The organism is Yoonia sp. (assembly GCF_014859355.1).
In the GTDB taxonomy this organism is placed as follows: Bacteria; Pseudomonadota; Alphaproteobacteria; order Rhodobacterales; family Rhodobacteraceae; genus Yoonia.
On record NZ_JACUUJ010000025.1, the window covers coordinates 20,843 to 43,932 of the forward strand.

18 protein-coding genes are annotated in these 23,090 nt (G+C 58.9%); 14 read left to right on the top strand and 4 right to left on the bottom strand.

Annotated elements, in window-relative coordinates; genetic code table 11:
• Positions 1-43 precede the first annotated feature (43 nt).
• The 4 genes from IBX59_RS10205 to IBX59_RS10220 form a co-directional block, all read right to left on the bottom strand.
• Positions 44-1,249, bottom strand: a complete 1,206-nt coding sequence (locus IBX59_RS10205) for a DUF4147 domain-containing protein (RefSeq protein WP_296375130.1) — start codon at positions 1,247-1,249, stop codon at positions 44-46.
• Positions 1,250-1,275: 26 nt separating this feature from the next.
• Complete coding sequence (locus IBX59_RS10210) at positions 1,276-2,604, bottom strand: cytochrome c peroxidase (RefSeq protein WP_296375166.1); 1,329 nt, start codon at positions 2,602-2,604, stop codon at positions 1,276-1,278.
• Between the two features lie 82 nt (positions 2,605-2,686).
• A complete protein-coding gene (locus IBX59_RS10215) occupies positions 2,687-3,970 on the bottom strand; it encodes a DUF3422 family protein (protein ID WP_296375132.1) in 1,284 nt (427 codons plus the stop codon).
• A gap of 124 nt (positions 3,971-4,094) precedes the next feature.
• Entirely contained in the window at positions 4,095-5,267 is a 1,173-nt protein-coding gene (locus IBX59_RS10220; RefSeq protein WP_296375134.1) for a type III PLP-dependent enzyme, read from the bottom strand.
• Positions 5,268-5,662: 395 nt separating this feature from the next.
• Here IBX59_RS10220 and IBX59_RS10225 point away from each other — a divergent pair, with 395 nt between their 5' ends.
• The 14 genes from IBX59_RS10225 to IBX59_RS10290 all read left to right on the top strand — a co-directional run bounded on the left by IBX59_RS10225 (position 5,663) and on the right by IBX59_RS10290 (position 23,008).
• Positions 5,663-6,205: a pseudouridine synthase gene (locus tag IBX59_RS10225; protein WP_296375137.1), complete on the top strand. Its 543-nt coding sequence runs from the start codon at positions 5,663-5,665 to the stop codon at positions 6,203-6,205.
• A gap of 89 nt (positions 6,206-6,294) precedes the next feature.
• Positions 6,295-7,182 (top strand): YghX family hydrolase, encoded by an 888-nt coding sequence (yghX, locus tag IBX59_RS10230; protein ID WP_296375139.1) that lies wholly within the window; start codon positions 6,295-6,297, stop codon positions 7,180-7,182.
• A gap of 127 nt (positions 7,183-7,309) precedes the next feature.
• Positions 7,310-9,694, top strand: coding sequence for a glycogen/starch/alpha-glucan phosphorylase (locus tag IBX59_RS10235; protein WP_296375142.1), 2,385 nt, complete (start codon positions 7,310-7,312; stop codon positions 9,692-9,694).
• A 17-nt stretch (positions 9,695-9,711) separates the two neighbouring features.
• Positions 9,712-11,901 carry a 1,4-alpha-glucan branching protein GlgB gene (glgB, locus tag IBX59_RS10240; RefSeq protein WP_296375144.1) on the top strand — a complete coding sequence of 730 codons (2,190 nt, stop codon included), beginning with the start codon at positions 9,712-9,714 and terminating at the stop codon, positions 11,899-11,901.
• A gap of 23 nt (positions 11,902-11,924) precedes the next feature.
• A complete protein-coding gene (gene glgC / locus IBX59_RS10245) occupies positions 11,925-13,184 on the top strand; it encodes a glucose-1-phosphate adenylyltransferase (RefSeq protein ID WP_296375146.1) in 1,260 nt (419 codons plus the stop codon).
• On the top strand, positions 13,185-14,612 hold the full coding sequence (gene glgA / locus IBX59_RS10250; RefSeq protein ID WP_296375148.1) for a glycogen synthase GlgA: 1,428 nt from the start codon (positions 13,185-13,187) through the stop codon (positions 14,610-14,612).
• A complete protein-coding gene (gene glgX / locus IBX59_RS10255; protein WP_296375150.1) occupies positions 14,609-16,708 on the top strand; it encodes a glycogen debranching protein GlgX in 2,100 nt (699 codons plus the stop codon). Before glgA ends, glgX begins: the two co-directional genes overlap by 4 nt.
• Positions 16,705-18,318: an alpha-D-glucose phosphate-specific phosphoglucomutase gene (locus IBX59_RS10260; protein WP_296375151.1), complete on the top strand. Its 1,614-nt coding sequence runs from the start codon at positions 16,705-16,707 to the stop codon at positions 18,316-18,318. Before glgX ends, IBX59_RS10260 begins: the two co-directional genes overlap by 4 nt.
• Positions 18,319-18,528: 210 nt before the next feature.
• Positions 18,529-18,816 carry an STAS domain-containing protein gene (locus IBX59_RS10265; protein WP_296375153.1) on the top strand — a complete coding sequence of 96 codons (288 nt, stop codon included), beginning with the start codon at positions 18,529-18,531 and terminating at the stop codon, positions 18,814-18,816.
• A complete protein-coding gene (locus IBX59_RS10270) occupies positions 18,813-19,181 on the top strand; it encodes a response regulator (RefSeq protein ID WP_296375155.1) in 369 nt (122 codons plus the stop codon). Before IBX59_RS10265 ends, IBX59_RS10270 begins: the two co-directional genes overlap by 4 nt.
• Positions 19,182-19,183: 2 nt before the next feature.
• Positions 19,184-21,259: a chemotaxis protein CheA gene (locus tag IBX59_RS10275; RefSeq protein ID WP_296375158.1), complete on the top strand. Its 2,076-nt coding sequence runs from the start codon at positions 19,184-19,186 to the stop codon at positions 21,257-21,259.
• Positions 21,246-21,713, top strand: coding sequence for a chemotaxis protein CheW (locus IBX59_RS10280; RefSeq protein WP_296375159.1), 468 nt, complete (start codon positions 21,246-21,248; stop codon positions 21,711-21,713). The genes IBX59_RS10275 and IBX59_RS10280 overlap by 14 nt, the downstream gene beginning before the upstream one ends.
• Entirely contained in the window at positions 21,710-22,588 is an 879-nt protein-coding gene (locus IBX59_RS10285) for a protein-glutamate O-methyltransferase CheR (protein WP_296375162.1), read from the top strand. Before IBX59_RS10280 ends, IBX59_RS10285 begins: the two co-directional genes overlap by 4 nt.
• A 33-nt stretch (positions 22,589-22,621) precedes the next feature.
• Positions 22,622-23,008, top strand: coding sequence for a response regulator (locus tag IBX59_RS10290; protein ID WP_296375164.1), 387 nt, complete (start codon positions 22,622-22,624; stop codon positions 23,006-23,008).
• The last annotated feature ends 82 nt before the right edge of the window (positions 23,009-23,090 follow it).

Sequence of the window (23,090 nt, forward strand, 5' to 3'; positions counted from 1 at the left end):
AAAGGGCCACCCGACACCGGGTGGCCCTAAGCCAAGGCTGGCGTCATTCCCGACGGATCAGCACACCCAGATCAGCGACATTGGTGCCCGTCGCCCCCGTAATCAGCAAATCACCGGCAAGGCCAAGTGCCGCATAGCTGTCGTTATTGGCCAGAAACGCGTCAATATCCCCGCCCGCTGCCGCGATCCGGCCCAGCGTGCCCTGATCAACCAGACCACCCGCCGCATCGGTTGGCCCGTCGCGCCCGTCTGTGCCGCCTTGCAGGCAGGCCCATGCCGCCCAACCGCGCGCTGCGGCCTCTTGCGCGATCAATAGCGCCAGTTCCTGATTGCGCCCGCCGCGTCCGGTGCCGTGCAGCTGCACCGTGGTTTCCCCGCCCCACAAGGTGACACCGGGTCCGGCCGCGCCGCAGATCAACCGCGCCGCGTTGCGCACATCACCTATGACCGGATCAGCGATCACATGCGCGTCAGGCATCGCCGCCGCCATGGCCACCACGCTTTGGCTGTTCGATCCGATCAGGATGTTGATGGCATTGGGCAAATCCACCGCAGGCCCGGGGGCCAGCAAATGATCGCGCACCGCTTGCGGCACCCGTTCCCACAGCCCGCGCGCCTGCAATAGCGTCACCGCATCCTGTGCTGTGCCGATGGGGGCCACGGTTGGGCCACTGGCAATCACCGACAGATCATCGCCCACCACATCCGACAGGATCAGCGCCGTCACCGGATGCGGCGCCGCCTGCCGTAAAAAACCACCCCCCTTGAGGTCAGACAATTGCTGCCTGATCAGGTTCATGCCGGTGATATCAAGGCCAGAGGCCAGCAATACCGCATTGACTTGCTGCTTATCCGCCAGTGTCAGCGGCGTTGCGGGCGCAGGCAAAAGGGCCGACCCGCCCCCTGAAATCAACGCCAGCACCGGACCATCGGTGGCACGCAGCGCCGCAATGACAGCCTGTGCAGCCTGCGCGCCGTTGTCATCCGGCACCGGATGTCCGGCGGCAAAGACCTTTGCCCCCTCGATCGGGGTCGCGTTTTCATGATTGGTCACAACCAAAGTGGGCGTGCCCGGGAACCGGGCCAGCGCCGCCTGTGCCATCAACCCCGCTGCCTTGCCCAACGCCACGATCAGCGCAGGCGGCGTGATTGTCGCGTCAAGTGCAGCGGACACCGCCGCCACAGGGTTGGCCGCCGCCACCCCCGCCTGAAAAATGCGCAATGCCTCTGCGCGCATGTCATGTGCCATTCGTACCTGCCTTTCAGCCTTTGGCGTTATTGCGGTCCTTGCGCACTGGGCTGCGCCACCGGCAGACCGCTTGGCACTGTTTGCAGCACACCCAGCCGCCCAGTTAGGGCCACCGGATCAGTCAGTGTATCGAGGAACGCCAACAATGCGGTGATGTCCACATCGCGCAGATCTACGCGATATTGGACGGCTGCCGCAATGGCATCGCTGTTTTCCAACCCTTTCGCATCATCCACCGGCAGGTCAGGCAGAACAGCCGCCGCCAGATCATAGGTTTGCAGCGCCGCAACAGGGTCTGCATGCGCCCGCACAAAGCCACGCAGATCACGATGCGCCCCCGCATGACCATAGGGCGCAGTCAGCGCAACATTGCGCAGCGATGGTGTGCGAAACGCATAAAGATCCTCTGCCCTACCGGTGACGCGAAACCGGCCTTCGTCGCGGGTGTGGGTTTCAAACCGCGCGGCCTTGCCCGGACCGATCTGAGGGGCGCCCATGGCGTGAAAATCATGGTCGGTCAGAAACGGCCCACTGTGGCAAGACGCGCAGCCCGCATCACCGTAAAACAACGCCATGCCTGTCGCCGCCGGTTCCGGCAACGTGGCCTGCCCGCGCAGCACCGCATCAAACTGGGCCGTATCCGACCGCCATTCAAAGGCCACAAAAGCCGCAATGGCGTTGGAGATATCCACAAAATCAATTTGGTCAGGGCTGTCCAGATGGGCATAGACAGCGGCAAAATCATCCGCGTAGACCGGAATATCCGCAACCCGGCGGGCGATGATATCCCACGCGCCGCCCGGCCCGGTGATCACGCCGCGCCGCACGGCAGCGGCAACGTCGTTTTCACTGTAATGGCCTGCCATTTCATCGGGGCTCAGCACCGGAAACATCGTTTGCGCCGCCAAGAGAGAGGCAAACCCCGTCACCATATCGGCATCCAGCGGGGTGCGCAGACCGCCGGGGCGGCTGGGGTCCGTCTCGATCCGGCCATCGTGGAACATGACACTGAATTCATGCGCCCCCAGATTGAACAGGCCCGGCGCGTTGCGGGGGATGCGTTGTTCGGGCATGTTGGCAGGGTCGGCCACGCGGTCAGGGCCAAGCCCGATGCCCCCGTCGCCGATCCCCAGCGACAGGCCATCGCTGGTGCCAAAGGCGGGGTGGTGGCAGGTCGCGCAGGAAACTTCGCGATTGCCCGACAGGATCGGGTCGTAAAACAGTTTTTGGCCCAGCAAGGCCTCTTCGAACCGGACAGGCGCGAATAAGTCGTCGGTGACGGGTGCGGGCAGGTTTTGCGCCGCCGCACACCCGCCCCAGATCGTCAGCACAATCGCCCTGCCCCAGACTGTCATCGCCCGCTTTCGTGTCATCGCTTTCGGGTCAATAGCATAGGAAAGGATCAACACAAACCATCGCCTTGCGGATTGCCGCGCGTTATTTTTCAACCTTTTCGCGGATGCGTTTGACCAGAAACCACACCATCAACAGCACGAAAGGCGTCGCGATTGCGGCCATCACCGTTTTGGGGATATCCAGCGTTTTTTCCAGTGGTCCGGTCATATACAGCACCAGATTGACAGCGTAATAGCTGATGGCGACCACCGACAACCCTTCGACCGTGCGTTGCAGGCGCAATTGCAGATCGGCGCGGCGGTCCATGCTGGTCAGCAGTTCCTGATTTTGCGCCGAGCGTTCCACATCGACCCGCGTGCGCAACAGATCGCCCGCACGCAGGGCGCGGTCTGACATCGCCTGCAGGCGCCGTTCGGTCGATTTTACAGTGCGCATCGCGGGATCAAAGCGGCGCATCATGAATTCGCTAAAGGTCTGCCGCCCGCCAAAGCGTTCTTCGCGCAGCACTGCGATGCGCTGGTGAACAATGGTTTCATAGGCCCCCGTCGCACCAAAGCGGAATGACGATTGCGCTACGATGTTTTCCAGCTCTGCCGATACCTCTAGCAGCGATTGCAGCATCGCGGCCGGTTCGGCAATCGGGCCGCACATATCGCCCAAAAGGCGCGTCAGCGTGATGTCAATTGCGGACAGTTGCGGGCTGAGCGCGCGCGCGCGCGACAGCCCCAGCATCGACATCGCTTTGTATGTTTCGATTTCGCACAGGCGCTGCACCACGCGCCCGACACGCCGGTTGCCTGTGCCGGGGCGGGCAAATACCGCGAACCGCATATGCCCTGCCGTATCGATCCGGAAATCGCCCGCAAGCACCAGGTCATTTTCAAGCACGCGGCTGATGGCAAGACTTTCAGGAACAAGCCAGTCATCAACCTTTTCCCTGATCCCGTCATCGCCGTCTGCCTCCTCGATCCGGATCAGGGCGGATGTCACACGGCTGCCGGGGGCGGCCGCCAGCCAATCCTCGGGGAAAACGGCAAAGGTGGCGGCGTCAAAGGGGCGTTCGGCCAACCCCTTCCCAAAGATCGTGTAGGTGACGAATTCGGTGTGGCTTTCCCATTTGAGGAAATGTTTGCCGATCTGCCCAAAATAATGCGTTGCATCAGGCTGCGGGTGCTGGGCGCCGAACCTGTCCAGCAGGTCGATCAGATGCGCGCGATCTGCGCCCCGATCACGCCCCGCTGCATTTTCAGCAGGCTTGATCGCCAGATAGGCCGCACGGCTGGGCGTTTCCACGGTGGGAAAGGGCCGCGCGTGCAGTTCGTTGGCCATCGCGTAACGCAGGGGATGATCGGCAATTGGGGGCATCAGGCCAGCCTTTGCATAAGTGTCTGATGCCTAAACTAGCGGTGTTTTCGCAACTGTAAATAAAAATTACGGATTTACAAAAGGTTAGCGGCACACAGCTGTATACCGTGTGCCGCTGCCCCGATCAGATGACCACCACGTCCAGCGGTGGAAAGCCATTGAAACACACCGACGAATAGGTCGATGTATAGGCGCCAGTGTTGCGGATCAGCACCCGGTCACCTGATTTCAGGCTGTGCGGCAGCAGCACTGGGCGCTTTTCATAAAGAACGTCGGCGCTGTCGCAGCTTGGTCCGGCCAGAATGCAAGGGCCCATGTCATCACCATCGCGGTCGGTTTCAAACTGATAGCGGATCGCCTCGCCTTCGGTTTCGGCCAGACCGGAAAAACGGCCAATGTCCAGATAGACCCAGCGGTGCATGTCACGGTCGGATTTGCGGCTGACCAGCATCACCTCGGACACGATCACGCCAGCCTCGGCCACCATGCCACGGCCCGGTTCGGCCATGATTTTTGCCGCACCGGCAAAGCGGGCTTCGACCATGTCGATCACCTTGGCGGCATAGGCGGTCGGCGCGTCGATTTCTTCGCCGTAGAACGCGGGAAAACCACCGCCGATGTTGATCAGCGACAGGTCATGACCCGCCGCGCGCGCATCGTTCCAAATGATCGCCATTGCGTCCAGCGTGGGGGCCCACATGGCCGCCTGACGGGTCTGGCTGCCGACGTGAAAGGAAAAACCAACCGGGTTCAGGCCCAACGATTTGGCATAATCCAGCAGGCGCAGGGCGGTATCGCGATCGCAACCGAACTTGCGCGACAGCGGCCAGTCGGCCTGAGAAACTTCCACGATCAGGCGGATATAGACGGACACGCCGGGTGCGTTATCGGCGATCTTTTCCAGCTCTTCCTCGGCGTCGGCGGCAAACAGGGTGATCCCTTCGGCATAGGCCCATGCGATGTCGCTGGCGCGCTTGATCGTATTGCCGAACGACACGTCGGACGGTGCCGCACCTTCGGCCAGGCACAGTGCGATTTCAGCCCGCGATGCGGCATCAAAATGCGACCCAAGGTCCACCAGCCGCGCGATGATTTCACGGGCCGGGTTTGCCTTGACGGCATAGTGTATATCAGCACGACCCAGCCCAGCGCGCAGCGCGCGAAACTGGTCGGACACGCGATCAAGGTCCATCACCAGCGTCGGCTTGTCAAAGCTGCGCGATGCAACATAGCTGTCTAGACGGGATTGTTGGGCAATAGCAAAGGGTGCCGCTTGCGGCGCAAAGTGTACAGTCATGGGTCATCTCCTGTAGACCCGGCCATAACGGATTTATACCGCCTCAGACCGCTCAGTTCCAAAAGAGACGTTACCGTCGCTACGTAAACACGTGTGCGTTGACTATCACCGGCCAGAGGCGCGTGCGTTGGCGTCTATGAATGCGCATTTGGGGCAAGTCGGGATTCGATGCAAGGGATTTTTTTCACAAATGGCCACCACTGATAAATTAGTTCGGCGTCGTGCCAAAAATCGCGATATTATCAATTAAATTCAATGCTATGCACTGACGTCATGGCTTGCGTAAAATCAGTGCATATCTCCCTGCTGCACAGGGGTGGTTTGGGCGTGGTTCGGGCGCGCCAAAGGCGGTTGCCGGTGGACCCGGACCAAAACGGTAGGATATGATCAATGCCATGGCCCGCACGATCCTGTTCAACAAACCCTTTGGCGTTCTGTCGCAATTCACCGATGCGGGCAGCCCGCAGGCGCGCCCGACGCTTTCCGCTTTCATCGATGTGCCCGGGGTCTATCCCGCTGGCCGGCTTGACCGCGATAGCGAAGGTTTGTTGGTGCTGACCGATGATGGCCGCTTGCAGGCGCAGATCGCAGACCCGCAACACAAGCTGGCCAAAACATATCTAGTGCAGGTCGAAGGCGCGCCGGACGACACCGATCTGCAACCACTGCGTGCTGGCGTGACGTTGAAAGACGGCCCGACACGGCCTGCGCAGGTTCGACTGATCGCCCCACCTGCGCTTTGGGTTCGTGTTCCGCCGGTGCGGTTTCGCAAATCGGTGCCAGATCGCTGGATCGAGATCACTTTGCGCGAAGGGCGCAACAGGCAGGTCCGGCGGATGACGGCGCATATCGGCTTTCCCACCCTGCGACTGGTGCGGTGGCGTGTGGGGGACTGGGCGATTGATGATCTGATACCGGGGCAGTGGCGCGACGCCTGAACGCTGATATCCTGTTGCCCGATGATCTGAGCGCCCTAGTATCCTTTAAGACTTGACACAGGCCATCATTCCCAACAGGAGACCACGCCATGACACGTATGACCGCCAAGGATTTTGATCAGGAATTGATCGAACTTTATGACTATTACGCCCACGGTAAAATCTCGAAACGGGAATTTCTGGACAAGGCGGGCAAATTCGCCGTTGGCGGCGTGACGGCGGCCGCCCTGTTGACGATGCTCAGCCCGAATTACGCGCTGGCCGAACAGGTGTCATTCAACGACCCTGATATTGTGCCGGAATATATCACCTACCCATCGCCCAACGGGCATGGCGCGGTGCGCGGTTATTTTGTCAAACCCGCCAATGCCACTGCCCCCCTGCCCGCCGTTCTGGTGATCCATGAAAACCGCGGGCTGAACCCATACATCGAAGACGTCGCGCGCAGGCTGGCCAAGGCCGGCTTCATGGCGCTGGCGCCTGATGGCCTGACATCGGTCGGGGGGTATCCGGGCAACGACGCCGAAGGGCGCGAACTGCAAAGCACCGTGGACGGTGAAAAGCTGATGAATGATTTCTTTGCTGGTTTTGAACATTTGCTGGAACGCGACGACAGCACCGGCAAGGTCGGCGCTGTGGGCTTTTGCTATGGTGGCGGTGTGTGCAACGCGCTGGCGGTGGCCTATCCCGAATTGGCGGCTTCGGTGCCGTTCTACGGACGACAGGCCGCAGTCGAGGATGTGCCGAAAATTCAGGCACCTCTTTTGCTGCATTACGCGGAACTGGATGAACGAATCAACGCAGGATGGCCCGCGTTCGAGGCGGCATTGCAGGCACATGGCAAGACATATGAGGGCTATATCTACGCGGGCGTGAATCACGGTTTTCACAATGACAGCACCCCGCGCTATGATGAAGAAATGGCCGAACTGGCGTGGGATCGCACGCTGGCGTGGTTTAACCGCTATCTGGCATGAGGTAACGTAGGGTGGGTCTGACCCACCTTTCGCCCCCCGGCTGCATTTTTTTACGATTTGACCTTTTCAAAGCGCTTTTATTGCCTCTTAGTCGCAATGGAACATTGCGACCAGGGACCGTTTGTTGATGCCAAAAGACACCATGCCATTGCCGACCACCAACGCCTTTGGCGCAACAATCAACCACCACCTTAAAACATCCTTGGGCAAAGACCCTGCCAATGCCTCTGCCTATGACTGGCGCGTCGCGCTGTCTTTGGCGGTGCGCGACCATGTGGTGGACCCATGGTTCGACAGCACCCGCGCCACCTATGCAGCCAAGGGCAAGCGGGTCTATTATCTGTCAATGGAATTCCTGATCGGGCGGCTGATCGAGGATGTCACCACCAACCTTGGGTTGGAAGATATCGCCGCCGCTGCCATGGCGGCACTGGGGCAGGATTATCACGCGCTGGTCGCCACAGAACCCGATGCCGCACTTGGCAACGGTGGGCTGGGCCGGTTGGCGGCGTGTTTTCTGGACAGCCTGTCCACCCTTGGCATCCCCGCCTATGGCTATGGCATCCGCTATGAACACGGGCTGTTCGCGCAGCATTTTCAGGACGGTCGCCAGATTGAAACCGCCGAAGGCTGGCTGAAAGAACAGCATGTCTGGGAATTTGAACGCCCCGAAGTGCGTTATCACATCGGGTTTGGCGGCCACGTGGACGATCAAAACGGAAAGGCAACGTGGCACCCGGCCGAAACCGTCATCGCGCAAGCATACGACACGCCTGTCGTCGGCTGGCAGGCCAGATGGGTGAACACCTTGCGGCTGTGGGCGGCGCTGCCCACGGTGCTTTTCGATCTCGCCGCCTTTAATCGCGGCGACTATATCGGCGCATCCGTCCCCGAGGCTTTGGCGCGCACGCTGAGCCGTGTGCTTTACCCCGACGACACGACAAACGAAGGCAAGGCGCTGCGGCTCAAGCAGGAATATTTCTTTACCGCTGCGTCCTTGCAGGACTTGCTGCGGCGGTTCCTGTCCGAAGGCTTTGCCATTCATACGCTGGCCGATCATGTGGCGATCCAGCTCAATGACACCCACCCTGCCCTTGCCGGGCCAGAGCTGATCCGCCTGCTGGTGGATCACCACGGGCTTGAAATTGACGCGGCCATCATGCTGGCGCGCGATTGTCTTGGCTATACAAACCACACCCTGCTGCCCGAGGCGCTGGAACGCTGGCACGAGGACATGTTCCGCCACATCCTGCCGCGGCATCATCAGATCATCTGCCACATCCATGACCAAACTGTCGCGGCCAATGGCACGCATATTCTTGAACATGGCAGCGTGAAGATGGGCGAACTGGCCTTTGTCATGGCGCATAAGGTTAACGGGGTTTCAGCGCTGCATACCGAACTGGTGAAACAGACGGTTTTCGCCGACCTGCACCGCGCCTATCCCGACCGGATCATCAACCAGACCAACGGCATCACCCCGCGCCGCTGGCTGCATGGTGCAAACCCCGCGCTGTCCCGGCTGATCACCGACACCATCGGGGATGTCTGGATCAGCGATCTGGAACAGCTGAAAGGGCTGGAACCGCATATCGCCGATCCGGCGTTTCAGGCCGCATTCGGCGTGGCCAAACGTGACAACAAGGCGCGGCTGGCCGACTGGCTGAAGGACCGCGACGGCGCAATCCTGAACCCTGACGCGATGTTCGACATCCAGATCAAGCGGATCCATGAATACAAACGCCAGTTGCTGAATATTCTGGAAACCATCGCCCTTTGGAACGATATGCGTGATGACCCCAACGCCTGTTGGACCCCGCGCGTCAAGATTTTCGGCGGCAAGGCGGCACCGGGTTACGCGATGGCGAAATCCATCATTTACCTGATCAACAGCGTCGCGCGCACCATCAACGCCGACCCGGTCACGCGGGATTGGTTGCAGGTGGTTTACCCCGAAAACTACAACGTCTCGATGGCGGAAATGCTGATCCCGGCGTGCGATCTGTCGGAACAGATTTCCACGGCGGGCAAAGAGGCATCGGGCACCGGTAACATGAAACTGTCGCTGAACGGCGCGTTGACCATCGGCACGCTGGACGGGGCAAATGTGGAAATCCGCGACCATGTGGGGGCGGATAATTTCTATCTGTTCGGGCTGAGCGCCGATCAGGTTCGCGCCCGTCGCAATGAACCCGACCACGCCCGCCGCGCGATTGGCGACAGCCCCCGCCTGACCCGCGTGCTAGGCCAGATCGCAAATGGTGTCTTTTCAAACGGTGATGCCGTGTTCGGCGATATTCTGGGCATGCTTTATGACCACGATTATTTCCTCGTCACCGCTGATTTCGATGAATATTTTGACATGCAACGCGCGATTGACCAAGATTACAAGGATCAGGGCACATGGGTGCGCAAGGCCGCACTGAACACCGCCCGCATGGGTTGGTTCAGTTCCGACCGCACGATTGCGGGGTATGCCCGTGATATCTGGGGCGCAAAGTCCTTGCTTTGAGCGAACGGGGGGACACGATGACCACGCTGACCAAGGCAGAAATTGCAGCGATCACATCAGGCACGTGTCATGACCCGTTTGCGCGGCTGGGCCTGCACCAGATCGCGGGCACATGGGTGGTGCGCGCCTATGTTCCCGGCGCAGACCGGATCGACGTGCTGGATGCCGCAACCGCGCGCAGGATCATGGAGCTGACACCCCATGGCGACGGTCTGTTCGAAGGTGTGGCGGCGCGGCGCAAGACCCGCTTTGCCTATGTTCTGCGGATCACGACAGACGGGCACATATGGGAAACCGAAGACCCCTATGCCTTTGGCCCGGTCATGGGGGAACTGGACGAACACCTGATCGGTGAAGGCGCGCATCACCAACTGTGGCGCGTGCTGGGCGCGCATGTGATGATCCACGAAGGCGTGGCTGGCGTGCATTTCGCGGTTTGGGCGCCCAATGCGGCCCGCGTGTCGGTGGTGGGGGATTTCAACACATGGGACGGGCGGCGACACGTGATGCGCAGGCGCGGCGCGACGGGGGTATGGGAAATTTTCATCCCGCGCATCGGTGAAGGCGAACGTTACAAATACGAACTGCTTGGCCCCGATGGCACGCTGCTGCCGCAAAAGGCCGACCCTTTCGGGTTCGGATCTGAACATCCACCAGCGCAGGCATCCATCGTGCGCCGCCTTGACGGGTGCGACTGGGCCGATGCCGATTGGCTGGCGCGGCGCAGAAAGGCAATTGCAGTCGATGCGCCTGTGTCGATCTACGAGGTGCATCTGGGATCATGGCGGCGCGTGCCAGAGGATGGAAACCGCCCCATGTCCTACGATGAACTGGCGCATGATCTGGTGGGTTACGTCAAGTATCTTGGCTTTACCCATATCGAGCTGATGCCGATTTCGGAATTTCCCTTTGACGGGTCGTGGGGCTATCAGCCCGTGGGCCTGTTCGCCCCCACGATCCGGCACGGCACACTGGCCGAATTCCGCGCCCTGGTCGCGGCGTGCCATGCCGCGGGCATCGGCCTGATCCTTGACTGGGTGCCGGGGCATTTTCCCGAAGACGCGCATGGGCTGGGCCGGTTCGACGGCACCGCCCTTTATGAACACGCCGACCGGCGCGAGGGTTTCCACCCTGACTGGAACACGCTGGTGTTCAACTATGGCCGCCGCGAAGTGGCGAATTACCTGACCGCCAACGCATTGTATTGGCTGGACGAACACCACATCGACGGACTGCGCGTCGATGCTGTGGCCTCGATGCTGTATCGCGACTATTCGCGCAAGGATGGCGAATGGGTGCCCAACCAATACGGCGGACGCGAAAACCTCGAAGCCATTTCATTCCTGCAATCGACCAATACCACCGTGTATGCCGAAGTGGACGGCGTTGCGATGATCGCCGAGGAATCCACCGCATTCCCCGGTGTCACCGGCATGGCCAATCAGGGGGGGCTGGGGTTTGGGTATAAGTGGAACATGGGCTGGATGAATGACACCCTGCGTTACATGGCCGAAGACCCGATCAACCGCAAATACCACCACGACAAGATGACGTTCGGGCTGCATTACGCGTTTTCGGAAAACTTTGTGCTGCCGATCAGCCATGACGAGGTGGTGCACGGCAAGGGGTCGCTGCTGGACAAGATGCCCGGCGACGGGGCAGATAAATTCGCCAACCTGCGCGCCTATCTGGGGTTCATGTGGGGGCATCCGGGCAAAAAGCTGTTGTTCATGGGCTGCGAATTTGCCCAAGGGCGCGAATGGAACCACAACAGCAGCCTTGATTGGCATTTGCTGGACAATGACCTGCACCGCGGGGTGCAGACGCTGGTGCGCGACCTGAACGCGACCTATCGTGCGGTACCTGCGCTGCATGAACTGGACACCAAGGCGCAAGGTTTCGACTGGGTCGAAGGCGGCGCTGTCGCGGAATCACTGTTTATCTGGCTGCGCCTTGGCAAGGACGGCAGCAAACCGGCACTGGTGATCTGCAACATGACCCCCGTCACCCGGCATGGCCGCCGCGTGGGCGTGCCTGCACCGGGGTTCTGGGCCGAACGGCTGAATACCGACGCGGCGGAATACGGCGGCAGCGGCCTGGGCAATCTGGGTGGGGTGCACAGCGAAGACGTTGCCGCATCGGGGCGGCCGCATTCCATCGTTGTGACAGTGCCGCCGCTTGCCACGCTGATTTTCACATTAGACTGAACTCTTTGGGAGGAGAGACCATTATGGATACAGAATCACAGCGCCTAGCACAACAATCCATGGCCTTTATTCTGGCGGGCGGGCGCGGCAGCCGCTTGTATGAACTGACAGATATCCGCGCCAAACCGGCGATGTATTTCGGCGGCAAGACGCGGATCATTGACTTTCCCCTGTCCAATTCGGTCAATTCCGGCATTCGCCGCATCGGGGTGGCCACCCAATACAAGGCGCATTCGCTGATCCGGCACCTGCAACGCGGCTGGTCATTCTTTCGCGCCGAACGCAATGAAAGCCTTGATATCCTGCCTGCCAGCCAGCAGCTGGGCGAAGACAACTGGTATCGCGGCACCGCCGATGCGGTGACGCAAAACATTGATATCATTGCCGGGTATGCGCCAAAATATATCGTCATTCTGGCCGGCGATCATATTTACAAGCAAGATTATTCGCTGATGATCAAACACCATGTGGACAGCGGCGCAGACGTAACCGTCGGCTGCATCGAGGTCCCAAGGCTAGAAGCGCGCGCCTTTGGAGTGATGCATGTGGATGACAACGACAACATTCTGGAATTTGTCGAAAAACCCAGCGATCCGCCTGCGATGCCGGGCGACCCTGATCATGCGCTGGCCAGTATGGGCATTTACGTGTTCGAGACAGAATACCTGTTCAAACTGCTGCGCGAAGACGCCGAAAACCCCGAAAGCGACAATGATTTCGGCAAGGATATCATCCCCAAGGTCGTCGCTACCGGAAAGGCGATCGCGCATCCCTTCAGCCGGTCCTGCGTGCGCACCGGGCTGGAAGAAAAGGATTACTGGCGCGATGTCGGCACCATTGATGCGTTCTGGCAGGCCAATATCGACCTGACCGATTTCAAACCGGAACTGGACCTTTATGACAACGAATGGCCAATCTGGACCTATTCGGAACTGACCCCGCCTGCAAAATTCATCCACAACGAAAAAGGCCGCAGGGGGCATGCGGTATCCTCGATGGTGTCGGGGGGCTGTATCATTTCGGGATCGACGCTGGACCAATGCCTGCTGTTTACCGGCGTGCGCACCCATTCCTATGCCGAATTAAAGGGCGTGATAGCGATGCCTTATGTCGAAATCGGCCGCAAGGCGCGGTTGACCAATGTGGTGATCGACAGAGGCGTGAAAATTCCCGAAGGTCTGGTTGTGGGCGAAGATGCCGCCGCAGATGCAAAGCGTTTCCGCCGCACCGAAAACGGGATATGCCTGATTACAAAAAAGATGATTGATGCTTTGGAAACCTAGATGAATATCCTTTTTGTGGCGTCCGAATGTGCGCCCTTTATCAAAACCGGCGGTCTGGCCGATGTCATCGGCGCGGTGCCAAAAGCGCTGGCGCCGCTGGGGGCAAAGGTGCGTATTTTGCTGCCCGCCTACCCCGCCCTATCGGCTGAACTGGCCCGGGGCCGCGAGGTGCTGCCCCTGCCCGATCTACTGGGTGGTCCGGCGCGGGTGGTGGCGGTTACCGCGCGCGGGCTAGACCTGTTTTTGCTCGACGCGCCGCATCTGTTTGACCGCGCGGGCAATATCTACCTTGGTCCCGATGGCACGGACTGGCCCGACAACGCGCTGAGGTTCGGCGCGCTTTCGCAGGTCGGCGCACAGATCGCCATGGGTGCGTTGGATGGCTGGGTGCCCGATCTGGTGAATGCGCACGACTGGCAGGCGGCGCTTGTGCCCGCCTATCTGCATGCGGCGGGCAGCGCGGTGCCCACAGTCATGACGATCCACAACATCGCCTTTCAAGGCGTGTTTGACGCCGATGTGCTGGCCCCGCTGGGCCTGCCCGCCGACATGTTCACGGTGGATAAGGGCGAATATTACGGGCGGTTCAGCTTTCTCAAATGCGGGCTGATGCTGGCCAGCAAGGTGACCACTGTCAGCCCCACCTATGCCCGCGAACTGATGGACCCGGGTTTCGGCATGGGGCTGGATGGCGTCATGCAGGCGCGCCGTGCCGACCTGACGGGGATCGTCAACGGTATTGATCTGGATGTCTGGAACCCCGAAACCGATCCGGCCATTGCGGCACCGTATTCTGCCCGCAACCTGCGGAAAAAGGCGCAGAACAAATCTGCACTGCAAGACCGCTTTGGCCTGACGCCAGACGCTGGCCCGTTGTTCTGCGTCATCAGCCGGTTGACCACGCAAAAAGGGCTGGATTTGTTGTTAGAGGTGCTGCCATCGCTGCTGGCCCACGGTGCGCAACTGGCGCTGCTGGGCACGGGCGACAAGGGGATGGAACAGGCCTTTGCCGATGCGGCCAGCCGTCATGCCGGACAGGTTGGCGTGATCATCGGCTACGACGAAAGCCTGTCGCATCTGATGCAGGCAGGGTCGGATGCCATTGTGATCCCGTCACGGTTTGAACCCTGCGGGCTGACGCAACTTTACGGGCTGCGCTATGGCACCATTCCGGTGGTTGCACGCACCGGCGGGCTGGCCGATACGGTGATCGATGCAAATCTGGCCGCCCTTGATGCCGGCTGCGCCACGGGTGTGCAATTTGCGCCCGTCACCGCGATGGGGCTGGAACAGGCCATTGCGCGCACCTGCGATCTGTTTGCGCAACCCAAAGTCTGGGCCGCGATGCAGCGCCGTGCCATGCGGCAATCGGTCGGCTGGGAAACATCCGCGCGGGCCTATCAGACGCTGTTTCAAGCCTTGATATGACCCGCTTTGCGATCAATAGCGGCACGCCCAAGGTGATGGGCGTCACACATGATGGCGACGGCGCGAATTTCGCGGTGTTTTCCGCACATGCCACGCGGATCGACCTGTGCCTGTTTTCCCCCGATGGCAAAACCGAAACGCAGCGCATCCCCCTGCCCGAACGCACCGGTCCGGTCTGGCACGGATATGTGCCCGGCCTGCCATATGGCACGCTTTACGCGTATCGCGCGCACGGAATTTACGCCCCCGATCAAGGGCATCGGTTCAATTCCAACAAGCTGTTGATTGACCCCTATACCCGCGAATTTCATGGCCGTTTCACCGATGCGCCCGAAATCTATGGCTATGACGTCGCCGGTGACGATCTGTCGTTCAGCGCGACCGACAGCGCAGCTTTTGTGCCGAAATCCGTCATTTCGCACCCCGATCTGTTTTTGCCTGCTATGGCCCCCCTGCCCGACGCGCCCACGTCAGAACTGATTTATGAAGCGCACGCCAAGGGCCTGACCCAACTGCACCCAGACGTCGCGGCACATCTGCGCGGCACATACGAGGGGCTGGCGTCAGACGCGGTCATCGACCATCTGCACAAAATCGGCGTCAGCACGATTGAATTGCTGCCGGTTCATGCCTTTCCCGATGACGGGTTTCTGGTCAAAAAGGGCCTGCGCAATTACTGGGGCTATAACACCATCGGGTTCTTTGCGCCCGAACCGCGCTATTTCGGCCCCGAAGGCTTTATCGGCTTTCGAAAGATGGTGCAGAAATTCCATGCGGGCGGGATCAGGGTGATCCTTGATGTTGTCTATAACCACACCGCCGAGGGCGACCACCGCGGCCCCACCCTGTGCTTTCGCGGGTTGGACAACGCCAGCTATTACCGGCTGCTTGGCGGGCAGCCGCGCTATTATGTCAATGACGCGGGCACCGGCAACACGCTGAACATGATCAACCCGCATGTCCTGCGCATGGTCACCGACAGCCTGCGGTTCTGGGTGACGCAGATGGGCATAGATGGGTTCCGGTTTGATCTGGCAACAACACTGGGGCGCGAAAGCTATGGTTTTGATCCCAACGGTGGTTTCCTTGATGCACTGCGGCAAGACCCGGTTTTATCACAGGTCCGGCTGATCGCGGAACCCTGGGATCTGGGGCCAGGAGGGTATCAGCTGGGCAATTTCCCGACTGAATTCTCGGAATGGAACGACACGTTCCGCGACACAACCCGCCGGTTCTGGAAAGGCCATGATCATTCCACACAGGAACTGGGGTCAAAACTGCTGGGGTCGGCCGATATTTTTGATCGCAGCGGGCGGCGGACATGGGCGTCGGTTAATTTCGTGACAAGTCACGATGGTTTCACGCTGGCCGATACCTGCGCCTATAGCAAACGCCACAATGAACCCAACCTTGAAGACGGGCGCGACGGGCATTCGGCGAATTATTCCGACAATTGCGGGGTCGAGGGGCCAACCGAAGATGCGGTGATCCTCGCCCGGCGGGGGCGGCGCGCGCGCAACATGCTGGCCACGCTGTTTTTGTCCCAAGGCACCCCGATGCTGCTGGCAGGGGATGAAATCGGCAATTCCCAGAACGGCAACAACAATGCCTATTGTCAGGACAACGACACAGGCTGGATCAACTGGGCCACCCCCGACCGGGCGCTGACCGATTTTGTCGTGCGGCTGGCGGCCTTTCGGCGCGACCATCCGACATTGCGGCAATCGCACTTCCTGCACAGCCGCACCCGCACCAGCGATGGGTTGCCCGATGTCGTCTGGACCGATTTTGATGGTCACCCGCTGGAATGGCGCGACCCTGCCCTGTCACGCTTTTGCCTGATCAAGCGCCCTTCGGCGGAAACGACTTTGACGGAAAACGACCGCGACGTGGTTGTCATCGCCTTTAACCGCGCGGGCAAGCGTGCGCAGGTCAAACTGCCCGATGCACCACCCGGCGCGCAGTGGGTGCGCCACATCGACACCGGCAACCCGACCGGCCACAAACGGGTGGAACATGATCAAACCTGTGCTGCCATTCAGGCCGCCAGCGTCATCGCCATCACACTGGAATATCACAAGGGGGAGCAGAAATGACACGTATCGCCACCACACCGATCAGCGGCCAGAAACCCGGCACATCCGGCCTGCGCAAGAAAACCCGTGTGTTCATGCAGCCCGGATATCTGGAAAATTTCGTGCAAGCCATCTTTGACGGCATCGGCGGGGCGGCGGGCAAGACCTATGTGCTGGGTGGCGACGGGCGCTATTTCAACAAACGTGCGATCCAGACGATCCTGAAAATGGCCGCTGCCAATGGGGCGGCGCATATCATCGTGGGCCGCGACGGTCTGCTATCCACCCCTGCCGCATCGCATCTGATCCGTCTGAACAAAACCGATGGCGGGATCATCCTGTCAGCCAGCCACAACCCCGGCGGCCCGGACGAAGATTTCGGGATCAAGTTCAACACCCCCAACGGCGGCCCTGCCCCCGAAAGCGTGACCAACGCGATCTTTGCGCGGACCGAAACCATCGACGGCTATGATATCGTGAATGCCGACGATGTGGACCTTGCAACCGAAGGCACACAGACGCTGGCAGGGATGAAAATCACCGTGGTCAACCCCGTCACCGATTATGAAGCCTTGATGCGGTCGATCTTTGATTTCGACGCAATCCGCGCACTGTTTGCGGGCGGGTTCACCATCAGTTTCGATGCGATGCACGCCGTCACCGGCCCCTATGCCCATGCGATCCTTGAGGATACATTGGGCGCGCCCAAGGGCAGCGTCGTCAACGGCACGCCGTCACCCGATTTCGGCGGTGGCCACCCCGACCCCAACCCTGTCTGGGCGCATGATCTGATGGACCGCATGATGGGGCCGGACGCGCCCGATTTTGGCGCAGCGTCCGACGGCGATGGCGACCGCAACATGATCGTGGGGCGCGGGGCCTATGTTTCGCCGTCAGACAGTCTTGCGGTGCTGGCGGCCAATGCCACGCGGGTGCCTGCCTATCAGGGCGGTCTGGCCGGTGTCGCGCGGTCGATGCCCACCAGCGCGGCGGCAGACCGTGTGGCCGAAAAGCTGGGCATCGGCATTTTTGAGACCCCGACAGGCTGGAAATTCTTTGGTAATCTGCTGGATGCGGGCCGGGTCACGATCTGCGGCGAAGAAAGCGCCGGCACCGGGTCGGACCATATCCGCGAAAAAGACGGGCTGTGGGCGGTGCTGTTCTGGCTGAATATTCTGGCCGCGCGCAAGATATCCGTGGCCGAACTGCTGGCCGATCACTGGCAAACCTATGGCCGCAACTACTATACAAGGCTGGATTTTGAAGCGGTGCCAACCGAGGCCGCGCAAGCCTTGCTTGAGGGCGTCATCGCCCGGCTTGGCACCCTGCCGGGGCAGATGTTCGGCGACCTGACGGTCAAGGCTTGCGATGAATTCAGCTATCTTGATCCCGTTGATGGTTCTGTCAGCGCGCATCAGGGCCTGCGCATCTGGTATGAGGGCGGCGCGCGCGCCGTGTTGCGCACATCCGGCACCGGCACCGAAGGCGCGACGATCCGCTGCTATCTGGAGGCCTATAGCGCCGATGATCTGAATAATCCGGCAAAACTGGATGCCGTGCGCGCCGCCACGCTGGCGCTGGCAGATTTTCGCGGACATCTCGACCGGTCAGAGCCCGACGTGACAACCTGAATCGTCAGAATAGGCCCCAACCTATCAGGTTGAAAGCCCGTCAACACCATGTTCAACCCTGACGCCATTACAGTTGTCAGGGCGTTTATCTTTCCACCATTTGGGAAACGTGCCCTTGTCCGGCATTTTCCGGTCCTGTTTACGCCAAATTAAGTCACCGGATCCATAAAGCTGGTTGTGACTATGCCAGTTGGATTGGACCGCTCGACAATGACTTTGGACACAAGAACTTTTGATCTGCCGCCGATCATGAAAATCGAAGACTGTCAGAACCTGCATGGTTTTCTGCAACAGTCAGGCGGCACCCCGGTCATCCTTGAATGTGCATCCGTGACGCGGCTGGGCGGGCTGGCGGCGCAATTGATCAAAATTGCGGCCACCATCTGGGCAGCGCAAGGTGTGCCATTCAAGCTGGTCGCGCCCTCGCCAGGGTTTCGCGACAGCCTGAGGGCACTCGGACTTGATGATTTGCTGACGGAAAAAGAGGGCGTTGCATGACAACACATATCCTTGCCATCGACGATTCGCGCACGATTCGCAGTTTGCTGTCCCTGACACTTGAAAAAGCGGGATTTCGTGTAACTACGGCGGTCGACGGCGTTGATGGCGTCAATAAATATCTCGATCAAGGTGCCGATCTGGTCATTACCGATGTGAATATGCCCAACAAAGATGGTTTTGGTGTGATTGAGGATATCCGCCATGGCGACAGGAACCGTGCCGTACCCGTGCTTGTCCTGACCACCGAAAGCGGGGCCGCCTTGAAGGAGCGCGCGCGCAAAGCTGGTGCAACAGGCTGGATCGTCAAGCCTTTTGATGACGAATCGCTGGTCGCAGTGATCAAGCGTTTGACGGGGGGGTGACAATGAACAATGAACCATCACTGCTCGATACGTTTTTCGAAGAATGCGAAGATTTGATCATCGCCTTATCCGATGGCCTGACAGAAATGCGCGACGGGCAGGCAGACAATGAGACCATTAATGCCGTTTTCCGCGCAGTGCACTCGATCAAGGGCGCGGCAGGTGCCTTTGCGCTCGATGACCTTGTTAACTTTGCGCATAAATTTGAAACGGTGCTGGATGACGTGCGCGCGCAACGCTTGGCACCCGATGACAGCTTGCTCCGCACGTTGCAACGCGCAGGGGATATGCTTGCGGATTTGGTCGATAATGCCCGCAATGCAACACCCGCGAACCGCGCCCTTGTCGATCCGGTTTTGGCCGAACTTCAGGCGTTCCTCGGCCCCGAAGAGGACACTGCGACAGATGAATTCGTGTTCGAGCCTATGTCGCTGGATCTGGGGGGGCAGGATGATACCTCTCCAGTTTACCGGATTTCGTTCACTCCCGGGCGCACATTTTATGCGCTTGGTCATGATCCGCTCCTTCTGATCTTGGCGATCCAGGATCTTGGCCCGACAGAGATCTGTGTGACAGCCAACGATTTGCCAAACAACTTTTCTAACCTCCATTGGGACGACGGTTATCTGACATGGACAATCACCCTTTCAGGACCGGTTTCAGACTTGCCAATTCGCGAAATTTTTCAATTCGTAGATGACCTTTGCGATCTCAGGATCGAAAACAATGAATGCGCGCCCTTTGCGCAGACGACATTCCCAGATCACCCACCACAACCCGAACCTGAAAGCGGACCGACAACAGATGCGCCGCAAAGGGGACTGAAAGACGAACAAGCAGAACGAACGGCCATCAAGCCCACGACAACATTACGCGTCGATCCCGAACGTATTGACCGGCTGATCAATGCCGTGGGCGAGTTGATCATCAACCAGTCAGTGATCTCTCAACGATTGCAAGAAGCGGCGCTGCCAAATTCGTCAGAACTTTTTGCTGATCTTGACGACTACAAGCTCCTTGCGCGCGAAATTCAGGAAGGCGTGATGGCAATTCGCGCACAACCAGTCAAACCCTTGTTCCAGCGCATGTTGCGCATCGCCCGCGAAGCATCAGACGCGACGGGAAAATCTGTCGTGTTGATCACAGAGGGCGAGACTACCGAAGTTGACAAGACCGTCATAGAACGTCTGGCTGACCCATTGACGCATATGATCCGCAACGCGATCGACCACGGAATTGAGTCACCGGAAAAACGCATCAAATCGGGAAAAGCGCAGCAGGGCATCATACGTTTGTCAGCCAGCCAGCGATCTGGCAGTATTGTGATCGAAATCGCTGATGATGGCGCTGGCCTAAACCGACCGCAAATCCGCGACACCGCCATCAAAAAGGGGTTGATCGCGGATGACACAATCCTGAGCGATCAGGAAATTGATCAACTTCTTTTTGCGCCCGGGTTTTCCACTGCCGCAGAAGTCACAAACCTCTCCGGGCGCGGCGTCGGAATGGATGTCGTCAAAACAACGATTACCGGCTTGGGCGGACGGGTCGCAATCAGCACCGTGCCAGGACGCGGCACAACATTTTCAATCACGCTGCCGCTGACCCTCGCGGTTATGGACGGGATGATCATCAATGTCAGTGGTCAGACAATGGTAGTGCCGATCACCAATATCCTTGAAACCATCCGCCCTTCGCAAACTGACCTGTCGAAAATCGGTTTGAATAACGATCTGCTCAGGATCAGGGGGGATTATGTTCCCATCATTGACCTTGCCGAAAGACTTGGCCATGCGCCGCCAGGCAGACCGCTGACGGACAGGGTCCTGTTACTGATCCAGACCGAAAGCATCGCACAATGCGCGCTGGCTGTCGATGATATCTACGATCAGCGTCAGGTTGTCGTCAAAAGCCTGCAGGGCAACTACGGCTACATCCTTGGCGTTTCAGGAGCAACGATTCTTGGTGATGGCAAGATTGCACTGATCATCGACCCCGAAGCGATAACGAATACTACCAGCGTCCAATCACAAATCGCGCAACCAACAGAAGGAGGTCGGTCATATGTCGCCGCCTGATGAAAACACCCAAGGTACACAGTTGGAATTCGTGACACTTGTTGCAGGCGGGCAGAACTTTTGCATCGAAATCACACAAATCCGCGAAATCCGCCGCTGGTCCCCAGTGACCATTCTGCCGCATTCTCCCAGCCACGTACTGGGCGTCATCAACCTGCGTGGTGCAGTCATTCCGATTATTGATCTGGCCGCAAAACTTGGGTTTGATCGCATTTCACCGACCGAGCGTCACGTGATCATCATCACCGCAATCGAAGACCGCATTGTCGGACTTTTAGTGGAGTCAGTATCAGAAATTCTGGGTGTCCGATCCGATATGGTGCGCGAAACGCCGCGCAGCCCTGATGATACAACGATGCGGGCGATCCTTGGCGTAATCGCTGTTGGCGACGACATGACAAAAGTGATCAACCTGTCGACATTATTGACAAATTCCGAACCGGTGGCGGCATGACCCAGCTCAGCGCCCTTCCCTTGGATGTCAGTCCGCCGCAAGCATATGCGTTTTCGGATGCAGACTTTACGATGATTGCAGAACTGGCAAACCGGAAGTTCGGTCTTCATTTGCAAACTTCAAAGAAGGCGCTGGTGTATTCACGTCTGGCACGTCGGCTTCGCGCGCTACAGATGGATTCTTTTAATACCTATTGCGCTTTCATTCAGACATCTAAAGGCGAGACGGAACACCCCCATCTGCTGTCAGCGCTGACCACGAACGTCACGCATTTCTTTCGTGAAATGCATCATTTTGATGCCTTGCGTCATAAAATTATGCCAGAGCTGATTGAAAAGGCGCAGGCAGGCCGCAGTATCCGGCTCTGGTCGTCGGCTTGCTCGTCAGGGCAAGAGGCTTACTGCATGGCAGCGACGATCCTAGACGCTTTTCCTGATGCGCAAAGGCACGATATCAAGGTGCTGGCGACAGATGTAGATGCTGCAATCCTTGGGCAAGCGCGCGCTGCGCGCTACCCGAACGAACAGTTGAATGCGATTCCGCCAGTGTTTCGCGACATCATGGTCAGTAAGATTGCAGATTCGCCAGACCATTTCACGGTGCAGCAAAATGTGCGTGCCATTGTCACGTTCGGTCAATTGAACCTGATCGAAGCATGGCCAATGAAGCGGAAATTTGATGTGATTTTCTGCCGCAATGCCGCCATCTATTTTGACAAAGATACACAGTCAAATCTGTGGGCGCGTTTTGAACAAGCGCTGACGCCGGGGGGCTATTTGATGATCGGTCATTCGGAAAGGCTTTCGGGGCCAGCAGCACAGCATTTCAAAAGCACTGGCATCACAACCTATCAGAAAATCAACACAACCGCCTAAAAAGCAAATCTTCCCAAAAAGGAATAACAAAACATGAGCCTGAAAGATTCTTTACGTGTGATGGTGGTTGACGATATGGGTGTCAGCCGCGGGCTGTTGGTTCAGGCCATTGAAGAAATAGGTATCTGGAAGAACCAGGCCGAAAATGATGGCCAGACAGCACTGGCCAAGCTGGTGGCGGACCCGGTCCACCTTGTATTGTCTGATTATAACATGCCGGGCATGGATGGGTTGGCCCTGCTCCAAGCACTGCGGCAGAACAGATCAACGGCGCGCATTGGCTTTATTCTAGTGACAGGCAACCCAACGCCCGAGATGGTGACAAAGGGAAAGGCATTAGGTTTGAACAATATTATCAAAAAACCGTTTTCCACTGCCAGCATGAAACAGTGTATCGAAAGTGTGGTTGGCCGACTATGACACTTGAACATGTCCCGCAATCACAGCCATATCTTTCCGCTTTGCTCGGGCGCGTCGCGCTGGCTTTGGAAGACTTGGGCCA

Bases quoted from the DNA above. Each gene is read 5' to 3' on its own strand.
- IBX59_RS10205 (WP_296375130.1), bottom strand. From the start codon at position 1,249: ATGGCACATGACATGCGCGCAGAGGCATTGCGCATTTTTCAGGCGGGG.
- IBX59_RS10210 (WP_296375166.1), bottom strand. From the start codon at position 2,604: ATGACAGTCTGGGGCAGGGCGATTGTGCTGACGATCTGGGGCGGGTGT.
- IBX59_RS10215 (WP_296375132.1), bottom strand. From the start codon at position 3,970: ATGCCCCCAATTGCCGATCATCCCCTGCGTTACGCGATGGCCAACGAA.
- IBX59_RS10220 (WP_296375134.1), bottom strand. From the start codon at position 5,267: ATGACTGTACACTTTGCGCCGCAAGCGGCACCCTTTGCTATTGCCCAA.
- IBX59_RS10225 (WP_296375137.1), top strand. From the start codon at position 5,663: ATGGCCCGCACGATCCTGTTCAACAAACCCTTTGGCGTTCTGTCGCAA.
- yghX (WP_296375139.1), top strand. From the start codon at position 6,295: ATGACACGTATGACCGCCAAGGATTTTGATCAGGAATTGATCGAACTT.
- IBX59_RS10235 (WP_296375142.1), top strand. From the start codon at position 7,310: ATGCCAAAAGACACCATGCCATTGCCGACCACCAACGCCTTTGGCGCA.
- glgB (WP_296375144.1), top strand. From the start codon at position 9,712: ATGACCACGCTGACCAAGGCAGAAATTGCAGCGATCACATCAGGCACG.
- glgC (WP_296375146.1), top strand. From the start codon at position 11,925: ATGGATACAGAATCACAGCGCCTAGCACAACAATCCATGGCCTTTATT.
- glgA (WP_296375148.1), top strand. From the start codon at position 13,185: ATGAATATCCTTTTTGTGGCGTCCGAATGTGCGCCCTTTATCAAAACC.
- glgX (WP_296375150.1), top strand. From the start codon at position 14,609: ATGACCCGCTTTGCGATCAATAGCGGCACGCCCAAGGTGATGGGCGTC.
- IBX59_RS10260 (WP_296375151.1), top strand. From the start codon at position 16,705: ATGACACGTATCGCCACCACACCGATCAGCGGCCAGAAACCCGGCACA.
- IBX59_RS10265 (WP_296375153.1), top strand. From the start codon at position 18,529: ATGACTTTGGACACAAGAACTTTTGATCTGCCGCCGATCATGAAAATC.
- IBX59_RS10270 (WP_296375155.1), top strand. From the start codon at position 18,813: ATGACAACACATATCCTTGCCATCGACGATTCGCGCACGATTCGCAGT.
- IBX59_RS10275 (WP_296375158.1), top strand. From the start codon at position 19,184: ATGAACAATGAACCATCACTGCTCGATACGTTTTTCGAAGAATGCGAA.
- IBX59_RS10280 (WP_296375159.1), top strand. From the start codon at position 21,246: ATGTCGCCGCCTGATGAAAACACCCAAGGTACACAGTTGGAATTCGTG.
- IBX59_RS10285 (WP_296375162.1), top strand. From the start codon at position 21,710: ATGACCCAGCTCAGCGCCCTTCCCTTGGATGTCAGTCCGCCGCAAGCA.
- IBX59_RS10290 (WP_296375164.1), top strand. From the start codon at position 22,622: ATGAGCCTGAAAGATTCTTTACGTGTGATGGTGGTTGACGATATGGGT.